1 protein-coding gene is annotated in these 1,154 nt (G+C 33.7%); it reads right to left on the bottom strand.

Annotated elements, in window-relative coordinates; translation table 11 throughout:
- Positions 1-186: 186 nt before the first annotated feature.
- Positions 187-1,086 carry a transposase family protein gene (locus tag FNW02_RS38225; protein WP_191762648.1) on the bottom strand — a complete coding sequence of 300 codons (900 nt, stop codon included), beginning with the start codon at positions 1,084-1,086 and terminating at the stop codon, positions 187-189.
- Positions 1,087-1,154: the final 68 nt, after the last annotated feature.

Here is a 1,154-nt window from a genome sequence, read left to right as displayed (position 1 = left end):
ATTAGACTTGTCCGCGAATCCTAAATGCTTATGAGGAAAGGTTTTGACGGATTAGAGAGAAACTGCGATCGCGTCATCAAAGCCACGAAAAAAGTAGGCTTTTGAGACTATAAACGGCTATTTTATCAAAACTTTCTGCGAATATAGAAAAAACAAAAATCATTTTTAAGAACAGCTACTAATGATTCATGTGAATAAAACTAATCGATTTAGTCGTAACCTAACTAATCCACAAATAGTTTTAATTACCCGACTGTATTTATTCCTGTTCAGACCGAACCTTTCACTGGCAATTCGGAATATCTTAAGGCGGCATATAAGATGTTCAACAGCTATTCTTCTGGAAGATAATTCTTGATTCTGGAGTTTTTGTAATTTAGTGATTTCAGTCTTTTTAGTTTTTTTATGTGGTGTGGTAATCGTTTCTTCTCCCTTGTAAGCTTTATCACCTAAAAATTTCTGCTTGGGTAAAAATTTATGATGAGTTTCTCTGAACAAGTTGATATCGCTAATTTTACCTAGTTTTCCAATTGTGACATCCACGATATCTTCTCCGTTAGGCAAGACAATAATTTGATTTTTCAGTGTGTGCATTTTTTTCTTGCCTGAATAGTATTTTTTCTGTTCTTCATAGTCTGAAGGTCTTACTATTGCTTGCTCTGCACTATCTATAATCAATTGATAATCTAGTAAAATTTGACGCAGTTTTTGATACTTATCTTCATCTCCTTCCACTTCTTCCATTTGCGATGCTGGTAGGATTTCTCTCAAAATTTTTATCCAATAGTTAAATGCATCATTCGCTTTCGTTTTAGAGACATCAAACAGTAATCCCAATATCTCAAAAATTGGCTTTTGTCTGAGATATACTAAACACAGACATATTCCTTCTTTTGACGACATCTCTGATTTCCGTCCACCGCCCTTAGCGATGAGCCGAATTTTATTTTTTTCGATTTCAGCTTGTTTCTCTTTATGTCTTTCTTCGGCTAAACTTACTAATGCTAAAAAGTGTTCGTAATTTATTCCTATTAGTCGTTTTGCTTCTTGTGGATGTGACTCTATTCTCACTAAAGGGCTTGTCATGTTAGATGTCAATTCTTTATCGTTTCTTCTGATTATTTCATTATTTTTGTATTAAGGATAGGTCTATT

This window comes from Komarekiella delphini-convector SJRDD-AB1 (assembly GCF_014831675.1).
In the GTDB taxonomy this organism is placed as follows: domain Bacteria; phylum Cyanobacteriota; class Cyanobacteriia; order Cyanobacteriales; family Nostocaceae; genus Komarekiella.
Note: the sequence above shows the minus strand (reverse complement) of the source record. Positions and strands in the feature narration are given on the sequence as shown.

Coding starts and splice junctions, on each gene's coding strand:
- FNW02_RS38225 (WP_191762648.1), bottom strand. CDS start 1,086: ATGACAAGCCCTTTAGTGAGAATAGAGTCACATCCACAAGAAGCAAAA.